At 38.4% G+C, this 19,661-nt stretch carries 18 protein-coding genes; 11 read left to right on the top strand and 7 right to left on the bottom strand.

Going from position 1 to position 19,661, the window contains the following annotated elements:
- Positions 1-109 precede the first annotated feature (109 nt).
- Positions 110-748, bottom strand: coding sequence for a TetR family transcriptional regulator (locus R5R67_RS10265; protein ID WP_000027529.1), 639 nt, complete (start codon positions 746-748; stop codon positions 110-112).
- Positions 749-921: 173 nt separating this feature from the next.
- On the opposite strand from R5R67_RS10265, the gene R5R67_RS10270 reads away from it, so the two are divergent.
- From R5R67_RS10270 to R5R67_RS10295, 6 genes are all read left to right on the top strand, one after another.
- On the top strand, positions 922-1,947 hold the full coding sequence (locus tag R5R67_RS10270; RefSeq protein WP_109428922.1) for a ferredoxin reductase: 1,026 nt from the start codon (positions 922-924) through the stop codon (positions 1,945-1,947).
- A 30-nt stretch (positions 1,948-1,977) separates the two neighbouring features.
- On the top strand, positions 1,978-3,120 hold the full coding sequence (locus R5R67_RS10275; protein WP_114289274.1) for a fatty acid desaturase family protein: 1,143 nt from the start codon (positions 1,978-1,980) through the stop codon (positions 3,118-3,120).
- Positions 3,121-3,278: 158 nt separating this feature from the next.
- A complete protein-coding gene (gene rph, locus R5R67_RS10280) occupies positions 3,279-3,995 on the top strand; it encodes a ribonuclease PH (RefSeq protein WP_001217232.1) in 717 nt (238 codons plus the stop codon).
- Positions 3,996-4,128: 133 nt separating this feature from the next.
- Positions 4,129-4,263 carry a hypothetical protein gene (locus R5R67_RS10285; protein WP_254974790.1) on the top strand — a complete coding sequence of 45 codons (135 nt, stop codon included), beginning with the start codon at positions 4,129-4,131 and terminating at the stop codon, positions 4,261-4,263.
- 21 nt (positions 4,264-4,284) lie between these two features.
- On the top strand, positions 4,285-6,453 hold the full coding sequence (locus R5R67_RS10290; protein ID WP_109428921.1) for a phosphocholine-specific phospholipase C: 2,169 nt from the start codon (positions 4,285-4,287) through the stop codon (positions 6,451-6,453).
- A 403-nt stretch (positions 6,454-6,856) separates the two neighbouring features.
- A complete protein-coding gene (locus tag R5R67_RS10295; protein WP_031996581.1) occupies positions 6,857-7,024 on the top strand; it encodes a hypothetical protein in 168 nt (55 codons plus the stop codon).
- Here the strand turns inward: R5R67_RS10295 and nadC are convergent.
- Positions 7,021-7,866, bottom strand: coding sequence for a carboxylating nicotinate-nucleotide diphosphorylase (gene nadC, locus R5R67_RS10300; protein WP_109428920.1), 846 nt, complete (start codon positions 7,864-7,866; stop codon positions 7,021-7,023). The two genes, R5R67_RS10295 and nadC, sit on opposite strands and share 4 nt — an antisense overlap.
- A 171-nt stretch (positions 7,867-8,037) precedes the next feature.
- On the opposite strand from nadC, the gene ampD reads away from it, so the two are divergent.
- Positions 8,038-8,607 carry a 1,6-anhydro-N-acetylmuramyl-L-alanine amidase AmpD gene (ampD, locus tag R5R67_RS10305; protein WP_109428919.1) on the top strand — a complete coding sequence of 190 codons (570 nt, stop codon included), beginning with the start codon at positions 8,038-8,040 and terminating at the stop codon, positions 8,605-8,607.
- Positions 8,608-8,679: 72 nt separating this feature from the next.
- Positions 8,680-10,230 (top strand): murein biosynthesis integral membrane protein MurJ, encoded by a 1,551-nt coding sequence (murJ, locus tag R5R67_RS10310; RefSeq protein ID WP_171290665.1) that lies wholly within the window; start codon positions 8,680-8,682, stop codon positions 10,228-10,230.
- 45 nt (positions 10,231-10,275) lie between these two features.
- On the opposite strand, the gene R5R67_RS10315 is transcribed toward murJ, so the two are convergent.
- From R5R67_RS10315 to R5R67_RS10335, 5 genes are all read right to left on the bottom strand, one after another.
- A complete protein-coding gene (locus tag R5R67_RS10315; protein ID WP_000724220.1) occupies positions 10,276-10,971 on the bottom strand; it encodes an FKBP-type peptidyl-prolyl cis-trans isomerase in 696 nt (231 codons plus the stop codon).
- Between the two features lie 49 nt (positions 10,972-11,020).
- On the bottom strand, positions 11,021-11,743 hold the full coding sequence (locus tag R5R67_RS10320) for an FKBP-type peptidyl-prolyl cis-trans isomerase (protein WP_000030404.1): 723 nt from the start codon (positions 11,741-11,743) through the stop codon (positions 11,021-11,023).
- 191 nt (positions 11,744-11,934) lie between these two features.
- Positions 11,935-14,118, bottom strand: coding sequence for a polysaccharide biosynthesis tyrosine autokinase (locus tag R5R67_RS10325; protein WP_318754833.1), 2,184 nt, complete (start codon positions 14,116-14,118; stop codon positions 11,935-11,937).
- 18 nt (positions 14,119-14,136) lie between these two features.
- Complete coding sequence (locus R5R67_RS10330; protein WP_034129611.1) at positions 14,137-14,565, bottom strand: low molecular weight protein-tyrosine-phosphatase; 429 nt, start codon at positions 14,563-14,565, stop codon at positions 14,137-14,139.
- A gap of 4 nt (positions 14,566-14,569) precedes the next feature.
- Complete coding sequence (locus tag R5R67_RS10335) at positions 14,570-15,670, bottom strand: polysaccharide biosynthesis/export family protein (RefSeq protein ID WP_034129612.1); 1,101 nt, start codon at positions 15,668-15,670, stop codon at positions 14,570-14,572.
- A 355-nt stretch (positions 15,671-16,025) separates the two neighbouring features.
- On the opposite strand from R5R67_RS10335, the gene tviB reads away from it, so the two are divergent.
- From tviB to R5R67_RS10350, 3 genes are read left to right on the top strand one after another with little or no spacing between them, the layout of a single operon-like run.
- Positions 16,026-17,300 carry a Vi polysaccharide biosynthesis UDP-N-acetylglucosamine C-6 dehydrogenase TviB gene (gene tviB / locus R5R67_RS10340; RefSeq protein WP_034129613.1) on the top strand — a complete coding sequence of 425 codons (1,275 nt, stop codon included), beginning with the start codon at positions 16,026-16,028 and terminating at the stop codon, positions 17,298-17,300.
- Positions 17,301-17,313: 13 nt separating this feature from the next.
- On the top strand, positions 17,314-18,510 hold the full coding sequence (locus R5R67_RS10345) for a UDP-N-acetylglucosamine 4,6-dehydratase (RefSeq protein ID WP_000102101.1): 1,197 nt from the start codon (positions 17,314-17,316) through the stop codon (positions 18,508-18,510).
- Entirely contained in the window at positions 18,510-19,658 is a 1,149-nt protein-coding gene (locus R5R67_RS10350) for a LegC family aminotransferase (RefSeq protein WP_318754834.1), read from the top strand. The genes R5R67_RS10345 and R5R67_RS10350 overlap by 1 nt, the downstream gene beginning before the upstream one ends.
- The last annotated feature ends 3 nt before the right edge of the window (positions 19,659-19,661 follow it).

A 19,661-nucleotide genomic window follows, 5' to 3' on the forward strand; every position in this document is an offset into this window, starting at 1 on the left:
CGAATAGTTTACTTCCTGTAAAAAGAAAAAGACTTTTCTCGAAATTTTCGCCTTTTTCTTTCACTCTTTACGTATTAACACATAACCTGTTTTTTGTCATTTGCCAGTTTTACCGTTCCCAATTAGCAATGCCTCTAAACAGTAAGCGAACTTGTGTAGACGCATTTTCAATAAATGCAGTTTGTTGCTGTTTAAGTTGCTCACCTTGATATTGTTTGGCGAGGTTGAGCCACGTCATTGCCCATGTAAATGACATATTGGTCAAAATGGTAGATAAGACATTTAAGTCTTGAGGATTTTGAATATGTTTAAAATTTTCGAGTTTAGTCAGATCTGTTGTGAGATCTTCAATCAAAAATTCAATTTCTCTAGCAATGGCTGCACGGACCGTCTCTGAACCACCCCAACGTTCAGCAATCATAAATTGCCACTGTTTAGGGCTATGATTCACTGCCTGTACAAATAGCTCAATACTGGTTTGGGTTTTTGCAGACTTGTGCTGTAAATAACTCTGGCCGAGTTGATGTAAAACGCTTTTTAAATGTAGGGCAACTTGGTCAACCAACTCTTTCCCGAGTTCATCCATGTCTTGAAAATGACGATAGAACGCTGTTGGCACTAAACCCACTTCACGTGCAACTTCACGCAAACTGATACTACTGAACGAACGCCCAGACGTGCTCAGATGCAAGGCTGCATCGAGAAGTGCCTGACGACTTTGCTGTTTTCGTTCATCCCGTATCGACATTAAAAAAACCTATTTAAACCGTGAGCCAAAGTCTAACAAAAAAGAGCAAACTTTCATAAAAAAAATAGTGAACAAGTGTTGACTTAGTGAACACTTATAAATATAGTGTACATATGTTCACTATACGAACATGTGTTCACTCAAATAAATAGCCAGAAACAAAAGAGGAACGTATGAACGCAACACTTAACTATCAACCACATTGGGTACGAGAAGATTTCGTTGATTTTGTTTTGCAGAAAATTAACGCGACTTGGGCTTGGAAAAGGGTACTTGCAGAAGTTACCGCTGTTCAGCCGCTTCATACCGATATGGTACTGATCAAGCTTAAACCAAATCGTAATTTTAATTTCGATCAAGTTCGAGCGGGACAAAGCATTCTACTGACGTTGCTTATCGATGGCGTTTACCAACAACGTAGCTATTCGATTATTGAAGTAACCACTCAAGGTGAAATCGCTTTAGGTATTAAAGTACAAGGCTTAGTGTCTCGTGCAGCTCAACTATTACATGTAGGCGAGTGTGTTGAGATTTCACAGCCTCAAGGTGATTTTACTTTGCATCAAGGTCAGCGGCCTGCAATTTTAATTGCCTCAGGAAGTGGTATTACTGCAATTTATTCACTCTTGCAGCAAGCTTTAAAACAGCAGCTTGAACAAATCCATGTCATTTATTTTAATCGTGCAGAAATTTTTCATGCCGAATTAAAAGCTTTGGCAGAGCAGTACCCACAGCTTCAATATCATTTTTTTAATACCACCGAGCAAAAACAACATTTAACGGAAAGCTTACTACAAAAGCTGGTTCCAGATTTTGCGCAGACTGCGACCTATATATGTGGGCACCACGGCATGATGCAGCAGGCGAATGAAATTTATGCGCAAAAAGGTGCTCAGTCTCAGCTTCACCAAGAATATTTCCAACCACTTCAAGTGACTGGTACACATGCAGCACAGCCTGTTATTTTCCGCCGTGCTCAACACGAATTTTTAGCTGAAACAAATTTACTGAGCAGTGCAGAGCAGGCGGGACTACGCCCGCAACATGGCTGCCGTATGGGTGTTTGTAATAAATGCAGTTGTACCAAAGTGAGCGGAGTTACTCAAAACCTGTTAACAGGTGAAATTGAAGACCAACCGAACCGTCCAATTAAACTATGCGTGAGCCAGGCATTAAGCCCAGTCACAATTGATCTATAAAAAGAATTACAGAGGATTAACCCTATGAATATGGCATTAAAAGTTTCTATGGCTTCTAAATCTGCTCATTTAACCCCTGAGCAAATTGAAGAATTTGGCCGCCGTGTTGAACAGATTCGTCAAGATGTTATGCAAAGTCTTGGTGAGCAAGATGCAAAATATATCTACAAAGTCCGTAATTTTGTTCGCTATACCGAAATCGCATCACGTGGCATGTTGATGTTTGGTGGTTGGATTCCACCTGTCTGGTTATTGGGTACAGGTTTACTGGGTATTTCTAAAATTGTAGAAAACATGGAACTTGGTCATAACGTTATGCACGGTCAGTTTGACTGGCTAAATGAACCAAGTCTGAATGGTAATACCTATGATTGGGATACCATTGCCTCTGGTGATGACTGGCGTGAAACACACAACTATGTACACCACACCTATACCAATATTGTCGGTAAAGACCATGATGTCGGATATGGTATTTTGCGAGTAAGCGATCAACAGAAGTGGGAACCTCGTCACCTATTTAATATTCCTTTGGCTCTACAGTTAATGTTTTTCTTTGAATGGTATGTAGGTGTACAAAATCTACATCTTGAAGATGCATTAGTTTATAAAACCAAAAGCTGGAAACAGGTGTGGAAAGATGCGGCTAAGGTCCGTAAAAAAGCGACGCGCCAAGTTTTAAAAGATTATGTGTTTTTCCCTGTGATCTCTGGTCCTATGTTTTTACCGGTTTTTGCAGGCAATGTAGTTGCTAATATTATTCGTAACTTGTGGTCATCTGCTGTGATTTTTAATGGTCACTTTACTGAAGATGCAGAAACGTTTGAGCCGGATAATACCGATACTGAAACTAAGGCAGAGTGGTATTTACGTCAGATTCGTGGTTCAAGTAATTTTAGTGGTACAGAATGGCTTCATTTTATGAGTGGTAATTTAAGCCATCAAATCGAACACCATTTATTCCCAGATATGCCTGCCAACCGCTATAAAGAAGTAGCACCGAAAATTAAGGCACTCTGTGTAGAATACGGCATTAACTACAATGAAGCTAATTTCATGCGTCAGTTCTGGAGTGTATGGGTGCGTTTAGCAAAATGCTTATTACCAAACCACACCACTGCAAAAGTGATGCAGACATTAGAAAAATTAAAAGCAAAATTCAAATTTGCCTAATAGATAGACCAATAAATAGCTCCTAAAAAGGGGCTATTTTTATTTTTAAGTCATGAAAAGTGCAGACTTACATTTGAAAGTAGGGAATAAACTCAACCTGTCAAAATCCTTTGCTATACTATGCCCAAGTTTGTATTTAAGAGAATTTAGGAAGGATTATGCGTATTGACCAACGTGCATTAGACCAATTACGTGAAGTGAAAATTACACGAAACTACACCCGTTATGCTGAAGGTTCTGTGCTGGTCGAATTTGGTCACACTAAAGTCCTTTGTACTGCAAGCATTGATAACTCAGTGCCACGCTTTTTAAAAGGCCAAGGTCAAGGCTGGGTAACAGCAGAATATGGCATGTTACCGCGCTCAACACACTCACGTTGTGACCGTGAAGCTGCTCGTGGTAAACAAACTGGTCGTACTCAAGAAATCCAACGCCTGATTGGTCGTAGCCTACGTGCGATGGTTGATTTGAAAAAGCTTGGTGAAAACACGATTACGATCGACTGCGATGTCATTCAGGCTGATGGTGGTACACGTACTGCTTCAATCACTGGTGCTGCTGTAGCATTGGTTGATGCGATGAATGTTTTACTTGCACAGAAAAAAATTAAGCAAGATCCGCTTAAAGGCTTAGTTGCTGCAATTTCTGTAGGTATGTATCAAGATGAAGTATTACTTGATCTTTGTTATGAAGAAGACTCGAACTGTCAAACTGACTTAAATGTAGTGATGACACAAGCAGGCGAGTTTATTGAAATTCAAGGTACAGCTGAAGATAAACCATTTACCCGTGCTCAAAGCAATGCTATGTTAGAAATGGCCGAAAAAGGAATTGCCGAGCTCATTAAAAAGCAACAAGAAGCTTTAGGCTGGTAAGTTTAAGTTTTCTAAAAAACGCATCTTTGGATGCGTTTTTTTATGCCTTCATCAAATCGACATAAAAACATCACTTGCCTGTCACCTTTTCGCTTTATTAGTAGTTCGCATTTAAACCGTTTGGGAAAAAACAATGCGAAAACTTTCAATTTTATTAATTACATCTTTAGCACTCATGCTCAGTGCTTGTAACGATGATAACGACTCAGATAATTCATCGCCAACAACACCGCCTACCAGTAATTGCAAAATGCACTGTGCACCATAATAAGAACTCAGGATAGAACTAATGAATCGTCGCGAATTTCTTTTAAATTCTACAAAAACAATGTTTGGGACCGCTGCTCTAGCGAGTTTCCCGCTGAGTATTCAAAAAGCGTTAGCAATTGACGCCAAAGTTGAAAGTGGAACAATTCAAGATGTTAAACACATTGTGATTTTGACTCAGGAAAACCGTTCATTTGATAATTATTTTGGAACACTCAAAGGTGTACGTGGTTTCGGCGACCGTTTTACCATTCCTATGACAGAAGGTCGAAAGGTTTGGGAACAATATGACGCCAACAAAAAGAAAGTATTGCCATACCACTTAGATAGTCGTTTAGGAAATGCTCAGCGTGTTACTGGTACAAATCATTCATGGTCAGATGGTCAAGGTGCTTGGGATAATGGGCGTATGAGTGATTGGGTAGCGCATAAACAACCGCAGTCGATGGGCTACTACAAAAAACAAGAAGTTGAATATCAATTTGCCTTAGCGAATGCTTTTACGATTTGTGATGCCTACCACTGTGCCATGCACGCGGGAACTAACCCGAACCGTAAATTTATCTGGACGGGAACCAATGGCCCTACAGGTGCAGGTGTTGCGAGTGTGGTCAATGAATTTGATGGGATTGGACCATCAACAGAAGGTTATGAATGGACGACATATCCTGAGCGTTTACAGCAGGCCGGCGTGACATGGAAAGTTTATCAAAACATGCCGGATAACTTTACTGATAACCCTTTAGCTGGTTTCAAGCAATATCGCCGTGCAAATGAGCAATCTGGTCAGCCTGTTAGTAACGATACGCTCATTTGTCCAGCATATGATGAAAAGATTGATGCGACTCAACCACTTTACAAAGGTATTGCCAATACCATGCCGGACGGTGGTTTTTTAGGAACTTTTAAAGCTGATATTGCGCAGGGTAAATTACCGCAAGTGAGTTGGTTAGTTGCTCCTGCAACTTACAGTGAACATCCGGGGCCATCTAGTCCTGTACAAGGCGCTTGGTATATTCAGGAAGTATTAAATGCATTAACTGAAAACACTCAAGTGTGGAGCCAAACCGTTTTATTGGTGAACTTCGATGAAAATGACGGTTTCTTTGACCATGTTCCTTCACCAAGCGCACCTTCTAAAGATATAAACGGTGTTGTATATGGAAAAACCACTTTAACGGACCAACAAGTATCTTATGAATACTTTAACCATCCAGCAGTGGCGACTTCAAAATCTCAACCCGAAACAGACGGACGGGTGTATGGCCCAGGTGTACGCGTTCCAATGTATGTGATTTCGCCGTGGAGCCGTGGAGGATGGGTAAATTCTCAAGTCTTTGATCATACTTCTATTTTACAATTCTTAGAAAAACGTTTTGGTGTGCAAGAACCTAACATTAGCCCATACCGCCGTGCTGTATGTGGTGATTTAACAACGGCATTTAATTTTAAAACACCGAATCTTTTGCCTGTTGCTGAACTAGATGGGAAGAAAACAAAAGCCGAAGCCGATGCGATTCGTGTCGCTCAAGAACTATTGCCGCAAGTTTCTGTTCCGAGCCAGCAACAATTTCCTCAGCAGGAAATAGGAATTCGACCTTCGCGTGCTTTACCTTATATTTTGCACACTAGTGCCAAAGTCGATGCCACTCAAAAAACGGTTAAGCTGATGTTCTCCAATACGGGTAAACAGGCAGCCGTTTTCCATGTCTATAACCGATTAGATCTTACGGCAATTCCACGCCGTTATATGGTTGAGGCGGGCAAACAGCTTGATGACGTGTGGAATACTATCAATGGACAGTATGATTTATGGGTCCTTGGACCAAATGGTTTTCACCGTGCTTTTAAAGGTAATTTAAGTCAAGCTAATCAGACTCAAGCATTACCGGAAATTAGAGTATGTGTAGAAGAATGTGATGCGAATTTATATTTAAAAGTGCGTCATGATGGTAATAAGTCAGTCAAGCTCAACGTCAAAGCTAATGCTTATCTACCAAACAAGACATGGATGATAGAAACTAATAGTTCTGAAAAAGAACTGGTTTGGGATATGTCTGAATTTGGTGGTTGGTATGATTTTACAGTGACATTAGCGGACGATGCGACGTTTAGTCGCCGTTTTGCAGGACGTATAGAAACTCAAGAAGATTCAATTTCTGATCCATATATGGGGTATGTAGAGTCTTAAGTTGCTGTAATGCATGAATATTAAGCTGAAGTCTTAGTTAATAATTATTTTAAATTAGTTAGCACGACGGAGTCTTATCGTTTATTCATCCAGTGGAAGTAGCTAATTCGTTACTTTGGTTTCGCCCAAAGTAACCAAATGCATTTGTCATCTACAAAACCTGTTCTCTTTCTGCATATAACTGATTTATTGCAAAAACAATATATTTATAGATTTTGGGCAGGTTGTAGATGACATCTCACACAATCTAATGTTGGGAAATATAAATGAAGAGAGGCAATAACTTGTCGTATAGATGAATAATAAAAATAAAGGCTTACCTTTTGTAACAGAATCTCCTAAGCCTGGTCATATTTATCTTTTACCTTGAAACCCTAATTTTTTAAAGTGATGGGGAAAATTTATGCTACAAGGTTTTATTGTATTATTAGCAGTAGTTACTTTTGTTTTAATGGCTGCCGATCCACGGGATAGTGGGGCACAAGCGACTCAGTCAGCATGGCAAAAAACACAAGTGGCAGACATGACCAAGTCGCAAAAAAATACCAATAACGATGCTGATTTTATTTAGGCATTAAAACGCATTGATAAATCAACGGCTTTGACATCTTTAGTCAACACGCCCATAGAAATATAGTCGACACCAGTAGTCGCTACTTCGCGTAAGTTTTCAATAGTGATATTGCCCGAAGCTTCGAGTTTACAGCGACCCGCCACGTGTTTTACAGCATCAATCATTTGTTGTTGGCTAAAGTTGTCGAGCATAACAATGTCTGCACCTGCTTCAAGCGCTTGGTTTAGCTCATCCCAAGTTTCAACTTCGACTTCAACAGGTTTACCCGGCGCAATTTGATGTGCTTTTGCAATCGCTTGGACAATACCGCCCGCTGCCATAATATGATTCTCTTTAATTAAGAATGCATCAAATAAACCGAGGCGGTGATTTTGTCCGCCGCCGACGGTTACGGCGTATTTTTGTGCAATACGTAAGCCCGGTAAAGTTTTACGTGTATCGAGAAGCTTTGTGTTTAAACCTTCAAGATGCTGAACATATTCAGCAGTTTTTGTAGCCACAGCTGATAATGTTTGAATAAAGTTTAAAGCAGGACGCTCTACAGTCAGTAAGCTACGTGCAGAACCAGCAAGCTTTAAAAAGGCTTCATTTGCAGCAACATGGTCACCTTCTTGTTTTAACCAAGTCACCTGTACAGTGTTGTCATACGCTGAGATGAGCGCATTCACCCAAGGCTGTCCAGCTAAAACCATATCTTCACGGCTAATGATAGTTGCGGTAGCCTGTTCATCTTCAGGTGTGAGCATGGCGGTAATGTCACCGTCCCCAATATCTTCTTGTAATGCTTGTTGAATATTGATTTGAATTGACTGTTCAAGCAAAGACTGAGGTATGCTCATACGGTTTCCATTTTGTCGATGACCCTAAAACTTGCGATATATTAGCACCGTCGACTTTAAAAATAAGCTGTTTTATCAGATTAATCGCGATAAACAATCATCCTGAATACTCTGAAAAGCAATTAACTGTTTTAAACTAAAACAATTGGCAAGCAATTTATTGGCATTTCAATGAAGCAAATCACACCGTATGAAGTTATAGATGGAAAATTAAAAGGGGCGAGACAAGTACCTTCTCCAAATTTTAACCAGCGTCCCGCTGGTACCGAAATACAAATGATTGTGGTTCATAATATTAGCTTGCCGCCTTCTCAGTTTGGGGGAGGCTATATTGAACAGTTTTTCCAAAATAAATTAGATTGGTCCGTTCATCCCTATTTTCAGACTATTGAAGGTATGCAAGTCTCTACACACCTGTTAATTTTACGAACAGGTGAAGTCCTACAGTTTGTTAACTTTAATGATCGTGCATGGCATGCAGGGCGTTCAAGCTACTTAGCCAAAGTTGAATGTAATGATTATTCAATTGGTATTGAGCTTGAAGGAAGTGATGATTTACCTTTTGAAGACGTACAATATGAAGTGCTAACTGACGTTGTTACTGCTATTCGTCAGGCCTATCCTGAAATTAAAAACCATATTGCAGGGCATTCAGACATTGCACCGGGCCGAAAAACCGATCCGGGACCTTATTTTAAATGGCAGCACTTTAGGCAGTTGTTAGCACAGAAAAAAACTTGAGTTCATTCATCATTTCACAACGAAAAGATTTTCTAGTTTCATTACAATAGCGACTTTCGAATATAGCTGTAGGTGAGTACGATGGCATTATGGCGATCGACTTTTATTGTCAGTGCGATGACGATGTTGTCACGGGTATTGGGCTTAGTACGAGATGTCGTATTGCTCAACGTGTTTGGTGCGGGTAAAGATTTTGATACCTTCGTTGTGGCTTTTCGTATTCCCAACTTCTTTCGACGGTTGTTTGCCGAAGGGGCTTTTTCACAGGCTTTTATTCCAGTATTGACCGAATATAAAACAGGTCGTGCGCATGCAGAAGTGCAGATCTTAATTAGTCGAGTATTTGGCTGTTTGCTGACAGTCATGACTTTACTGACTTTCGTGGCTATGGTTTTAGCTCCAGCAATTATCTATATGTATGCGCCGGGTTTCCATAATGACCCTGAAAAGTTTGATTTAGCGGTCAGTATGTTCCGTCTGACCATTCCATATTTAATGTTTATGTCGCTTACGGCTTTTGCCAGCAGCATCTTAAACAGTTATGGCTCGTTTGCCTCGCCAGCTTTTTCACCTGTTTTACTGAACGTAGCAATGATTGCAGGAGCGTGGTGGCTTACACCGTATATGGCTGAGCCAATCAAAGCTTTAGGTTGGTCAGTTGTTGCGGCTGGTATTTTACAGTTAGCTATACAAATTCCTGAGTTATGGCGTAAAAAACTACTGATTCCACCGAAAGTTGATTTTAAACATGAAGGTGTAGAACGTATTTTAAAATTAATGCTTCCAGCATTATTTGGTGTATCTGTGACTCAGATTAACCTATTGCTAAATACGATTTGGGCATCTTTCATGCAAGATGGCTCAGTGTCTTGGCTCTACAGTGCCGAACGTATGACTGAGCTACCTTTAGGATTAATTGGTGTTGCGATTGGTACAGTGATTTTGCCTTCACTATCAGCACGTCATGCAGAGCAAGATCAGGCTAAGTTTCGCAGTATGATTGATTGGGCAGCAAAAGTGATTGTGTTGGTTGGTTTGCCAGCAAGTATTGCTTTATTTATGCTTTCAACACCGATTATTCAAGCATTATTCCAGCGTGGTGAGTTTGATTTACGCGATACACAAATGACAGCACTTGCATTGCAGTGTATGAGCGCTGGTGTAATTTCCTTCATGTTAATTAAAGTATTTGCACCAGGTTTCTATGCGCAGCAAGATACCAAAACGCCAGTCCGTGTGGGTTTAATGTCGGTTGCTGCCAATGCGATTTTAAACGTTGTATTTATTGGATTTTTTAAACTGATCAATTGGCATGCAGAGCATATGGCGCTTGCATTAGCCTCTTCTGGTTCAGCTTTAGTAAATGCAGGTTTGCTCTATTTTTATCTACATAAGCGTAATATTTTCCGATTTGGGGCACATTGGAAAAAACTGGCACTTCAATATGGTTTGGCTAACCTCGCGATGATTGCAGCGCTTTGGTTCGGGTTAAATTGGTATAACGGTGAACTCTCTCAATGGATTCGTGTTGCAGAGGTAGTAGGTTTATGCGTTGTAGGTGTGATCGCTTACTTAATTGGCTTATTACTGACAGGCTTTAGACCGAGAGATTTAAAACACTAAAATAAAAAAGCGATCAATTTAGATCGCTTTTTTTATCTTCGAAAATTATTTTGGCAAAACTTGTAGCAACTCAATATCAAAAATTAAAGTGCTATTTGGACCGATACTATCCCCAGCGCCAACTTCGCCATAAGCAAGTTTAGCTGGAATGAAGAAACGGGTTTTACCGCCTTCTTTCATAGTTTGTAAACCTTCGGTCCATCCGGCGATCACTTGATTTAACTGAAAATCAACAGGGTGATTACGTGCAATTGAACTATCAAATACAGTTCCGTCGAGTAAACGTCCTTCATAGTTTACTTTTACACGAGAGGTGGCTTTAGGTGTTTTACCAGTGCCTTCTTTTAATACCTGATATTGCAGACCTGATTTAGTCGTAATCACACCAGATTTTTTAGCATTTTCTGCCAGAAAAGCTGCACCAGCCTGAGCGTTTTGTTGACCTTGTTTTTGAAATTCGACTAGCTGTTTAGCTTCTAATGTTTTTTTATAATCATTAATTGCTTTCGCCATTTCTTCATCAGTTAGGCGTGCTGTCTTATTTTGAGCACCTTCTTGTAAACCTTGGTAAAAAATATCAAGATTTAAATCTGTTAACGCATCAGTATTATTACGGCCCATTAAATAACCATAACTATAACTAAACTGATCTTTTGCCGGGCTTTTATTTGTTATCGGTGCAGCAGCAAAAACAGATAAACTCATCGTTGACGCTGCAATAACCAAACTGATTTTTTTCATGTCATTTTCCAAAAAAACAGGAGAGTATAACGACTCTCCTGGATTGTTATTATTTCACTGAAATGAGTTCTACATCAAAAATCAGTGTACTGTTTGCTGGAATTCCAGGAAGCTCTTGTGGGCCATATGCAAGATTTGATGGTATGAAGAAAGTCGCTTTTCCACCTTCTTTCATGAGTTGAAGACCTTCAGTCCAACCCGGAATGACCTGGTTAAGCGGGAATTCTACTGGTTGACCACGCTTATAAGAACTATCGAAAACCTGTCCATTAATTAAGCGACCTTCATAATGTACTTTGACAACAGACTGAGCAGTTGGCTGTTTACCAGTACCTTCTTTAGTAATGATATATTGCAAACCTGATGCAGTGGTTTTTACGCCAGCTTTCGTTTTGTTTTCTGCAAGGAACTGTGCATCTGCAGAGTCAGTAGCTGTACCCGCTTGCTCAGGTTTGTCTTGATGCTGCATTTTTTGTTGTAACTCTTTTTCATAAGCAGCAACGGCAGCTTTTAAATCTTCTTGAGTATAAGCACTAGGCTGCTTATTACGCGCATCATGGATCCCTTGAACAAATGCTTTGGTATCCAGCTCAGGAGGGGTTTGTTGAGCAACTTCATACCCAAGAACATAACTGATTTTTTGAATTGGAGAAGCATTTTTGTCTGCTTTACGTCCGACTTCTGTGGTCGGATGTTGAGTTGCATAATATACAGGTACAAGTGCAGCACCGCCTAAAACTACAGCGACAGCAATGGGTAAGGCTTTACTCATAAAGGGTTCCAAAAATAATCATTTGAGTCTAAAAGGCTGCTTCGATCTTAGCATGCTTCGACTTAAGCATAGAATGTTTAACAAAAAAAACGAGTGGTTTTTTATATATTTTAGTTAGTTTTAATGTGGCAAAACTTAAAAAGCAAATAAAAAAACCGGATCATTTGATCCGGTTTTATGAAGAGTTTTAATTAGTCTTCTTTTTGTGCCTTATAGGCATAAGCATAGTTATAGCCATAACCATAGCCAGCGCTAGCACGTTGAATATCATTGAGAATAAAGCCGTTGACTTTAACACCCGCCTGTTCAAAGCGATTAAGGGTTAATTCAAGCTCTTTCATTTGTGACTTAGCATAACGCGCAACAATTAAGTTCACACCAGTATATTGCGAAATAATAATACCATCGGTTACTGCAAGTACTGGGGGAGTATCGATAATGATGTGGTCATATTGGCTTTGAAGCTGCTCAAGTAATTCCTTGAACTGGTTTGAGCTTAAAATCTCTGAAGGATTTGTTGGACTCTTACCACGAGTAATCACATCTAGGTTAGTTACCTGAGTTTTGTGCAATACTTTTTGTAAATCAGCTTGTCCACTTAAAAGTTCTGATAAACCTGGCTTCACATCCACATCAAAATATTTATGCATATAACCACGGCGCATATCGGCATCGATCAATAGTACTCGTTTATCGCCTTGTGCAAAAATAGTCGCCAAGTTAATTGAAATAAACGATTTACCCACTTCTGGAGAAGGGCCTGCAATCATAATGATATTATTTTTTGCATTTGCTAATGCAAAGTGGATAGCTGTACGGATACTACGTAAACTTTCAATCGCAATATCATCACTATTTTTAACTGCAAGAATAGGAATACTTTTCTTCTTCTTTAAAATCTTGATACGACTTTCCTGAATTGGAGAACGAGGTACGGTTGCATAAACCGGTAAATCCAATTCATTTTCAATTTGTCCAGAATCTTTAATACCTGTACGTAGCATATTACGGAGTAACGCAACTAAGATACCAATAAAACCTCCCAAAAATAATGACAAAATTAAAATTTGGAACTTTTGAGGTTTAATTGGTTTAATTGGTTCAACCGCAGTATCAACAATACGCACATTACCAATTTCACCAGCTTTTGCAATACGAAGTTGTTGGTAAGAGTTTAAAAGGGCTGTATAGAGCTGATTTTTTACTTCAACTTCACGATACAACTGTAAGTATTGACGTTGTACATCTGGAAGTTGCTTTAAAGTGCTGTTGAGTTCACCAATTTGTTTATTAATAGCGCCTAACTGCCCATTAATTTCTCGCATTGCCGGGTGCTCAGCCGTATATTTAGCTGCCATTTCTGCTTGTTTTTGTTCAAGCTCGGCTTTTTTAGTTTCTAAAGTAATGCTTTGAGTTAAATACAATTCAGATTCTTTAGTGACATCAACCGTGTTGTATTGTTGACGGAATTTATTAAATTGACGTTCCGCATCATCTAATTGTTTTTTAAGGTCGGGAAGCTGTTCGTCTAGGAATTTTAAGGTTTGACCGGATTCTGCAGAGCGACGTTCAATATTTTGGGCACTATAAGTTGTTAAAATAGCATTTAAAACTTCAGTAATGTGTTGTTTATCCTCACCTTGATAGGTTAAGCCTAAAACACCTGTCAGTTTCCCTCGTTCTGCAACAGAATAATTTGAGCTAATAGCATTTACAGCAGCAGGTATCGATAGATTGGTAATATTATATGTTGCATCAAACTGATCTTTTGTAAAGATAGCAACTTTCCAAGTTCCATGTGGGCCTCTAACTTGGTTTAACTGATTAAGTGGCAGCGTCAATATAGTTTGTTCAGTATTAGGATCAGTTAGGCGTAAGGATTGTTTATCAAAATTAAGATGCAAATTTCTATCGAGATAATAAGCGGGAATTTCAAACTGTCTAACTTCAAAACTTTTGAGCCCATCCTTAAAAATGACAGATTTTTTATTATATTCAGTTTTATAGTCGCTATTAGTTAATAAACGGTGGGTAAGCGTATTTTCTGTACTAGAAACTCGTATATTGAGATGTAAGTCTTTAATGACTGACCCTAAAACTAGTCGAGATTTTAAAATCTCAATTTCTGCTTGAGCTGGTGACTTTTGTTCAATCATATTGGACAATTCGCCTAAAAGTGCTGCAGAAGCACCTTTACTGTCTTCAACCTGAACCAATGCATCTACCGAATAGGTATCTGGAGTGACACGTAAATAGAGTAGAGCACATACTAGGCTCAAAATAATGCATAGAGCAATAAGCTTCCACTGTGCAATGAGTGAGAAAAACAATTCTTTTAAATCGATTGTATCTTCGGTATTAGTATTTTGGTTCATAAGCTTAAAATCTAGGCGTTAAATATAAGGTTTCCAGTCAGCCACACATTGTTGAATGAGTTGGCAAGTTTCATCAAATACAGCTTGATCATGTTGATACGGATCGGGCACATTTTTATTTTGCCAATGACCTAAACGATACGTTTTACCTTTTGCAAAAGGCCAGGTTTGTTCAATATGCTTTTGCTGGTTTTGACTCATGACCAAAATAAGGTCGGCTTTTTTAATATGTTCAGCATTTAACTTTCTTGCAATATGGGATTGCATGTCAATGCCTAGACGTTGCATACAAAGTTGAGCTTTCTCATCTGCTTGATGGCCTATAAGCCCAGAAATACCTGCAGACTCGATATTCAATTGAGGATATTGCTGTTTTAAGAAGTACTCTGCCATGGGACTTCGGCAGATATTTCCAATACAGACCACCAAAATATTCTTAAATTGCATAATATTACTGTCCCAAACGGTCTATGTTATATAACGCACTTGAGAATGGAATAATCTGGTTGACCACACGTTGCCAGCGAGTTAAGCCAGTCGCATCAACATAAATAATATCATTACTACGTAATTTAAACTGATTAGCTAAACCAAAGTCACCAATACTCATTAAGTTTAGATGGTAAAGTTCAGTTGTACGGTCATTCGGGTTAGTACGCAAAACATAGATGCGACTCGCACTAGCAGATAGAGGATTGAGCCCCTGACTTTCCCCCAAAGCATCACTTAAAGTCATGCCTTGATCACGCATTGGTAATGCTTGGTTTTTACCAGCTTCTCCCATCACATAAACTTTTTGGTTCTCACGTGTGCTGACATAGATAGTATCATTTGGCTGAACGAGTAATTTATGTAGCGAATAACCGGCTTTTTCTAATTCAATTGTATTTAAATTATACGTAACTCCATTTCGAATAAGTTGAATATAAGTATTATCACCTTTATCCGTCACTCCACCCGCGAGACCGAGAGCTGTATATACGCTTACAGGTTGATCACTTAAGTAAAATTGTCCGCCTTTTAGTACACTACCTTGTACAGAAAAACGTTGGCCTTCATAGGAAAGAACTCGAACAATAACATCAGGATTTTTTAAAAAACGAGCAAGTTGGCTGTGTAGCTCACGGTTGACTTGGGCAAGGGTTTTACCAGAGGCTTTATAACGGCCGACTAGAGGAAATTGAATATATCCACTCTGATCAATTGGATAGCCATTGGCTTGAATGGATTGTTCGTTACTAATGCTATTTACAGGGGGAGTAATTTCAGGATAGGCCCAGAGCTGAATCGAAAGCACATCACCAGGACTTAAACGATATATAGGTTGTTGAGTTTTAAAAAGAGTTGCATAGTCACGTTGATAGTCGATCTGTGCAGGTTGAATTGCCGGTAATGTTTCTTGAGAAATTTTTACTACGTTAACTGTAGTTCCGAGGTCCGTTTTATAAACACCTTCATTAGGAATATCGTAAGTTTGTAAACCGGAAGTAACCGCACAACTAGCAGCACTTAAACTTAAGGCAAGAACAGAGAAAAACTGGCAATACTTCACACGCAACCCTTTGTGTATTTATCTTTAATTGATATTGTCCACTGCATAGTAACAAGTGTCTATTAAACGCAGGCTGAACTGATTCTAGCTGAAAAGAAATGAAAAAACACCGAAAAATCGCAGAGCTTTGTATGTTTAGTTTATCTGATTAGCCCATTTAGACTACAGTCATTCATGAGAAATATTAAAAATGTATGATTTTAGCTAAACTGATAAATTCTACTTATAAGTGCTGTAAACACATTTATACAATTGCTATGCGGCGTTAACTTAAAATCTGATATAGTACGCTGCATTGTAAGTGCCAAAAGCATGATTTATTAGATATAAACTCTAAGGAAAAAGGCTCGTTTATATGCAAATTGCCAAATTAAAAATAGCAATTATTGGGTTAGGCTATGTTGGCTTGCCGTTGGCAGTTGAGTTTGGAAAAAAAGTGCCCGTTGTCGGCTTTGATATTTATCAAAAACGTATAGATGAGCTTAAGAATGGTCAAGATCATACCTTAGAAGTTTCACCTGAAGAATTAAAGCAAGCTGTTCACCTCAACTATACTGCCCATTTAGATGATTTACAGGACTCTAATTTTTTTATAGTCACCGTACCTACACCAATTGATGATTTTAAACAGCCCGATTTAACTCCTTTAATTAAAGCATCCACTAGTATTGGTCAAGTGCTTAAAAAAGGAGACGTGGTGGTATATGAATCCACCGTATATCCAGGTGCGACAGAAGAGGTATGTATTCCTGTTTTGGAAAAAGTATCTGGTTTAAAGTTTAACCAAGATTTCTTTGCAGGTTATAGCCCAGAGCGCATTAATCCTGGTGACAAACAGCACCGTGTAACTAATATTTTAAAAATTACATCGGGTTCAACACCTGAGGTGGCTGATTATATTGATGAAGTATATAACTTGATTATTGAGGCTGGAACCCATAAGGCGCCAAATATAAAGGTAGCAGAAGCTGCAAAAGTAATTGAAAATACACAACGTGATGTCAATATTGCTCTGATTAATGAATTGGCTCTTATTTTTAATAAATTAGATATTGATACCGAAGATGTACTCAAGGCTGCCGGTACGAAATGGAATTTTCTACCATTTCGTCCAGGCTTGGTAGGTGGGCATTGTATAGGTGTAGACCCCTATTATCTTACTCATAAAGCCCAATCTATCGGGTTGCATCCTGAAATTATTTTAGCAGCTCGCCGTTTAAATGATCGTATGGGTGAGCATGTAGCAACTCAGCTCATTAAAGAGATGGTTAAGCAACGTATTCAGGTGGTTGGCGCTCGTATTTTAGTAATGGGTCTTAGTTTTAAAGAAAATTGCCCTGATATTCGTAATACAAAAATTGTCGACTTTATCAAAGCTTTGAAAGAGTATGACTTAGATTTAGATATCTATGACCCGTGGGTAGATGATACAGAAGTACAACACGAATATGGTTTAGCGCCAATTAAAGAATTACAACAAGGCTTGTATGATGCGATCGTCATAGCGGTAGCACATAATCAGTTTAAGTCCATGAGTGTGGAAGAGTTTCATGCTTTAGGTAAAGAGAAGCATGTTCTTTATGATTTGAAATATGTTTTGGATAAAGAAAGTTCAAATATTAGACTTTGATTAGGGTTTTATAATGTCTACAGATATTCAATTAAATTTAATTGGCAGAACACAAGAGCTTTTTGTTGAAGACATTCAACATTGGAATAACAAGTTAATCGAAATTGTTTCCTCATCAAAGTTTTTAGTTTTGGGTGGGGCTGGATCTATTGGACAAGCGGTCGTTAAAGAAATTTTTAAACGCAATCCAAAAAAGCTTCATGTTGTTGATATTTCTGAGAATAACCTAACAGAAGTTGTTCGTGATATTCGTAGCTCTTTTGGCTATATTGATGGTGATTTCCAAACATTCGCATTAGATATTGGTTCGGCTGAATATGATGCTTATATCGAGAATGATGGAGATTTTGATTATGTACTTAATCTTTCTGCATTAAAACATGTGCGTAGTGAAAAAGATCCCTTTACATTGATGCGCATGATTCATGTCAATATCTTAAATACCGAAAAAACAATTCAACAGTCTATTGCAAAAGGTGTGAAAAAATACTTCTGTGTCTCTACAGATAAGGCAGCTAATCCAGTCAATATGATGGGTGGTTCTAAACGTATTATGGAAATGTTCTTAATGCGCCAAAGCCAATATATTGATATTTCAACTGCTCGTTTTGCTAATGTTGCCTTTTCTGATGGTTCTTTATTGCATGGTTTTAACCAGCGGATTCAGAAAAACCAGCCAATTGCAGCTCCAAATGATATTCGCCGTTATTTTGTTACTCCAAAAGAGTCAGGTGAGTTATGTCTAATGTCTTGTTTGTTAGGTGAAAATAGAGACATTTTTTTCCCTAAACTTAGTGAGCATTTGCACCTCATTACTTTTGCTGATATTGCAGTCAAATATCTTAATAACCTTGGATATGAGCCGTATTTATGTGAGTCTGAAGATGAAGCTCGTAGCCTAATCCAAACCTTACCAAAGCAAGGTAAGTGGCCTTGTTTGTTTACTGGTAGTACAACAACAGGTGAGAAAGATTTTGAAGAGTTCTTTACAGATAATGAAACTTTAGATATGCAACGGTTTAATAATTTAGGTGTTATTAAAAACGAGCTCAATATTGAAGAAGATAAGTTACAAGTATTTGAAGAAAAAATTAACTCCATGCTTCTAAGTAAACATTGGAACAAAGAAGAAATCGTCGATTTATTTAATTATATGATGCCTAACTTTGGCCATAAAGAAACAGGGCTATATTTAGATGGGAAAATGTAATGGATACTTCTAAATTTAATCAATTTATACGTGATATCTATCAGACCAATAATTTTATTCCATTACATGAACCTCGTTTTCTAGGTAACGAAAAAAAATATGTATTAGATACGATTGATAGTACTTTCGTCTCTAGTGTTGGTGCTTATGTAAATGACTTTGAATCTAAGATTCAACATTTTACAGGCTGTGCTAAAGCTATTGCGACTGTTAATGGTACAGCAGCATTACACATTGCTCTTTTATTGGCTGGTGTAAAGCGCGACGATATTGTAATCACGCAAGCGCTGACTTTTGTCGCAACATGTAATGCTTTGTCTTATATCGGTGCAGAACCATTATTTATTGATGTTTCGTTGAAAACAATGGGTTTATGTCCAAAAGCATTAGATACTTATTTGCAAGAAAATGCTTTTCTTGATGATCAAGGTGTGTGTAAACATACAGCTACTAATAAACGTATTTCTGCAATCGTACCAATGCATACATTTGGCCATCCAGTTGAAATTGATGAGCTTCAAGAAGTTGTCACAAAGTGGAACATTGCATTAGTTGAAGACGCTGCGGAAAGTTTGGGTTCTTATTACAAAGGTAAACATACTGGAATTTTTGGTTTAGTTTCAGCACTTAGTTTTAATGGAAATAAAGTCATTACCACGGGTGGTGGTGGTATGGTTTTATGTCAGGATGAAGAACTTGGTGTAAGAGCTAAGCATATTACGACAACTGCAAAAATACCGCATCCATATGAGTTTTACCATGATGAAAATGGTTTTAACTACCGCTTACCGAATTTGAATGCTGCTTTAGGTTGCGCGCAAATGGAAAGCTTAGAAGGATTCCTGAGTAAAAAACGTGATTTAGCCCATCAATATCAAAATTTCTTTAAAGATACTGATATTTCATTCTTTGTAGAACCTGAAAATTGCCAATCTAACTATTGGTTAAATGCAATTATTTGCAAAGATAAAACTCAAAGAGATTTGATTTTGGATGAAACCAATTCAAATAAGGTTATGACTCGTCCTATCTGGACTTTAATGACCAGATTACCAATGTATGAAAATGCATTACAAGGTGATTTAACTAACTCATTGTGGCTAGAAGAGAGAGTTGTAAATATTCCAAGTTCGGTTCCTCTGGAGTAACGA

Origin of the sequence: Acinetobacter sp. OYA S30, from assembly GCF_033599315.1 — a bacterium.
Taxonomy (GTDB): Bacteria; Pseudomonadota; Gammaproteobacteria; order Pseudomonadales; family Moraxellaceae; genus Acinetobacter; species Acinetobacter baumannii.

Coding starts and splice junctions, on each gene's coding strand:
- R5R67_RS10265 (WP_000027529.1), bottom strand. CDS start 748: ATGTCGATACGGGATGAACGAAAACAGCAAAGTCGTCAGGCACTTCTC.
- R5R67_RS10270 (WP_109428922.1), top strand. CDS start 922: ATGAACGCAACACTTAACTATCAACCACATTGGGTACGAGAAGATTTC.
- R5R67_RS10275 (WP_114289274.1), top strand. CDS start 1,978: ATGGCATTAAAAGTTTCTATGGCTTCTAAATCTGCTCATTTAACCCCT.
- rph (WP_001217232.1), top strand. CDS start 3,279: ATGCGTATTGACCAACGTGCATTAGACCAATTACGTGAAGTGAAAATT.
- R5R67_RS10285 (WP_254974790.1), top strand. CDS start 4,129: ATGCGAAAACTTTCAATTTTATTAATTACATCTTTAGCACTCATGCTC.
- R5R67_RS10290 (WP_109428921.1), top strand. CDS start 4,285: ATGAATCGTCGCGAATTTCTTTTAAATTCTACAAAAACAATGTTTGGG.
- R5R67_RS10295 (WP_031996581.1), top strand. CDS start 6,857: ATGCTACAAGGTTTTATTGTATTATTAGCAGTAGTTACTTTTGTTTTA.
- nadC (WP_109428920.1), bottom strand. CDS start 7,866: ATGAGCATACCTCAGTCTTTGCTTGAACAGTCAATTCAAATCAATATT.
- ampD (WP_109428919.1), top strand. CDS start 8,038: ATGAAGCAAATCACACCGTATGAAGTTATAGATGGAAAATTAAAAGGG.
- R5R67_RS10315 (WP_000724220.1), bottom strand. CDS start 10,971: ATGAAAAAAATCAGTTTGGTTATTGCAGCGTCAACGATGAGTTTATCT.
- R5R67_RS10320 (WP_000030404.1), bottom strand. CDS start 11,743: ATGAGTAAAGCCTTACCCATTGCTGTCGCTGTAGTTTTAGGCGGTGCT.
- R5R67_RS10325 (WP_318754833.1), bottom strand. CDS start 14,118: ATGAACCAAAATACTAATACCGAAGATACAATCGATTTAAAAGAATTG.
- R5R67_RS10330 (WP_034129611.1), bottom strand. CDS start 14,565: ATGCAATTTAAGAATATTTTGGTGGTCTGTATTGGAAATATCTGCCGA.
- tviB (WP_034129613.1), top strand. CDS start 16,026: ATGCAAATTGCCAAATTAAAAATAGCAATTATTGGGTTAGGCTATGTT.
- R5R67_RS10345 (WP_000102101.1), top strand. CDS start 17,314: ATGTCTACAGATATTCAATTAAATTTAATTGGCAGAACACAAGAGCTT.
- R5R67_RS10350 (WP_318754834.1), top strand. CDS start 18,510: ATGGATACTTCTAAATTTAATCAATTTATACGTGATATCTATCAGACC.